Source organism: Frankia sp. CgKIO3 (assembly GCF_977946435.1).
This window is the reverse complement of sequence record NZ_CDWTMO010000279.1, coordinates 1-2,884: the sequence shown is the minus strand read 5'-3', so window position 1 is coordinate 2,884 and position 2,884 is coordinate 1. Positions and strand designations below refer to the sequence as shown.

The 2,884-nt window shown below is 65.9% G+C and carries 4 protein-coding genes; 3 read left to right on the top strand and 1 reads right to left on the bottom strand.

Annotation, left to right across the window (positions count from 1 at the left end; genetic code table 11):
* The coding region (locus tag AC08OJ_RS19520; RefSeq protein WP_476596500.1) for a RidA family protein at positions 1-466 on the top strand (466 nt) is incomplete at its 5' end.
* Between the two features lie 29 nt (positions 467-495).
* Here the strand turns inward: AC08OJ_RS19520 and AC08OJ_RS19515 are convergent.
* Positions 496-729, bottom strand: coding sequence for a hypothetical protein (locus AC08OJ_RS19515; protein ID WP_476594753.1), 234 nt, complete (start codon positions 727-729; stop codon positions 496-498).
* A gap of 101 nt (positions 730-830) precedes the next feature.
* On the opposite strand from AC08OJ_RS19515, the gene AC08OJ_RS19510 reads away from it, so the two are divergent.
* Together AC08OJ_RS19510 and AC08OJ_RS19505 are read left to right on the top strand one after the other, a co-directional pair.
* Positions 831-983 carry a hypothetical protein gene (locus AC08OJ_RS19510; RefSeq protein WP_476596499.1) on the top strand — a complete coding sequence of 51 codons (153 nt, stop codon included), beginning with the start codon at positions 831-833 and terminating at the stop codon, positions 981-983.
* 1,325 nt (positions 984-2,308) lie between these two features.
* Positions 2,309-2,884 (top strand): sulfotransferase family protein (locus tag AC08OJ_RS19505; protein ID WP_476596498.1); only part of this gene is annotated, 576 nt, incomplete at its 3' end.

The following is a 2,884-nucleotide window of genomic DNA, read 5'->3' as shown; positions in this document are numbered from 1 at the left end:
AGATCAAATGATCAACTTATTTAATGACGATCCCCAAGTCGCGAGACTCGCGTGTATGACGGCTGAGATCACGCGCATCAATCCCGCTCAGCTCCATGCGACTCCGGGGTATCACCACATCACCGTCGTGGAGGCGGGCCGGACGGCGTTTTTGGCGGGGCAGTGCCCGCTCGACCGTTCAGGGGCGCTGGTGGGTCCGGGGGATCTCGACGCCCAGATCGACCAGGTGGCAGCCAACGCCGTCGCGGCCCTGCGCGCGGTGGGCGTCGGGCCGGATCACGTCGTCCGCTCGGTGATCTATGTGGTCAGCGACGATGTCGGGATTCTGGGTACCGCCTGGCGGCGCTTGACCGATTCGGTCGTGGGGCCGGCGTTCACCACCGCGAGCACGCTGCTGGGAGTCGTCCGGCTCGGTTTCCCCGGGCAGCTGGTCGAGGTCGACCTGACAGCGGCCCTGCCCGGCTGACCGCGTTCCTGCGGATCGGGTCGGGTGGGTCAGGCCGTTTCCTTGAGCGGGGTGCCCTGGTAGGTCCAGCGGAAGGGGCGGGCGTGTTCGTTGCGCCGGATCGTCCAGGCATCGATCTTCTCGATCAGGTCGTCGCGGCTGGTGAAGTCGCCGTTGCGGAGGACGGCGCGGGTCAGGGCGGAGAAGACGAGCACGACCTGGTTGAGCCAGGAGGCATGGGGCGGGGTCCAGTGGACGTGCCAGCGCGGGTGGCGGCCAGCCACGCCCTGGTGTGCTTGGCCGTGTGCGCGGAGCCGTTGTCGAGAACCACGTGGATGTCCTTTTGTCGCGTGGCAGGAGCCGGTCGAGCCGGTCCAGGAAGACGGTGAAGGTCACGGCGTTGTTGCGCTGGATGGTCTCGATCAGGGTCTGCCCGGTGGTGATGTCCAGGGCGGCGACGATGGAGGCGGTGCCGTGGCGGCGGTACTCGAACTCGCGGCGGGCGGCTCGGCCTGGTGCGGCGGGCTGGGAGGGGTAGCGGCGCTCGCGGGCCTGGATCGCGGTCTTCTCGTCGATGGACAGCACGATCGCGCCTTTCGGCGGCGTGCGGTACAGGGCGCAGATGTCGCGGACGCGGTTCCAGAAGTCGGGGGTGTCGCGCCGGGTGAGCCATCCGGTCACCTTGTGCGGCTTGAGGTCCAGGCCGGCCAGGATCCTGCCGACCTGAGAGGCGGATATCGGGGCGAAGACGATGCCCGCGACCTGGGCGGCGATCGCCGCATGAGTCCAGGTGGCGGCGAGCCCGGGCGGGGTGCTAGTGGCCGCGGCGACCACCGGCACCGCCGCACACCGTCCCGAGCCCTCCACCATGACCAAAGATCATGGTGGAGGGCCGGTCGCAGGCGGCGGGATGGGGCCGTGCCGAAGAACCCGCCCGAGTCCATGCAGCACCATCTGCGCCAGCGGCTGAACACCCGCGCTCACGAACGCTGACCGCAACTGGCCCGGGTCCACATCCGCTTCCGATCCGGATTCGCCTACGTCGACGGCGAGTTGAAGGCAAGACTGCTACTCCCCGCGCACCACGTCCGTGGACTCTACTCATGGGCGGGCAGTCGATACCCGTTCAATGTGGCCGGGCGTGTTGCCGAGCTGACCTATAGCCGTAACCCGTTCGCGATAAAATGTTACCCGCCATTCTATGCCCGGACATCCACGCGCCTGGCCCAACCCGCGTTGTCACTTCAGGCGCGGCGTCAGGTCGTCAACTCGTCAACGGCGGGGATGGGTGACGTGATGCGACCGTGGCGACCTCGGTTGCCGCGAGGCAGGAAGTATGGGCCCGAAGCGGCGGGGCATCAACCCACGGCAGTACTGGCGCTGATATTCGTATCAGCCGATCTCAATTGTCGATGGCTGGCGCCGGACGCAGAACACCGATCACCCACTCGTATCGGCTATGATTAGCTCGAAGCTAGCGGAGGTCGGTATTTCGTCGGCATGTTCAGCTGCCTAGGCTGCCGCGCCCGGCGAACGGGGTGCCGCCGATGGCTTACCAGGACGTTCGCGACAGTTACAGAAAGGACACGGTCATAACGTTCGCATTGTCATCCGGATCGACGGCCGTATCTTACACCGGGACCCGTCGGCGAGGATAGATCAGGAGCGGCATCGGGCACGGCGTCCAGAGTCGGCCCTGGGAAACTGGATGTTTTCCGGCTGGCCAGCCGCGGAGACCCTATACACCCTCCGTACGATCCGCGAAAAGACCGTTTCTACCTGCTGCCCCTCGGGGAGGAACCTGTCGTTGTATCCCGAGAATTTGTTGAGGCCGTCTGCTGACGGACCAGAGGAGCGTACTCAGTGGACAAGATCCAAACAATCGAGGAGCTACACACCGTAGCATCCGATCTCACCGGACTCACCGACTTCGGCCCGTCGGACTATCTGGAAGGGCTCGAGGTGCTCCTGGCCTCCTATCAGGAGGAGGCGAGCCTGACGCCGCACGGCGTCCAGATGGTCCAGGACGAGTTGTGCGGCATCCTGATGGCCCGCCTGTTCAGTGAGGCCGGGTGGCAGAGACATCCCGAGCACGCCCAGGTCCCGATCGAGAAGCCGGTGTTCATCGTCGGTATGCCACGGACCGGCACCACCACCCTGCACCGGCTGCTCACCGCCGACTCGACCAACCAAGGGCTCGAACTGTGGCTGGGCTACGCTCCCCAGCCCCGGCCGGCACGCTCGACCTGGCCTACCAACCCGATCTTCCAGATGGTCCAGGGTGGCGTCGACAAGTTTGTCGAGCAACATCCCGGCTACCTGGGCATCCACAATCGCAAAGCCGGCGAGGTCGAGGAGTGCTGGCTGTTGACCCGCCAGTCGATGGTCTCGCCGTATTTCGAGTTCACCGGGTACGTGCCGACGTACTCCGCGTGGGTG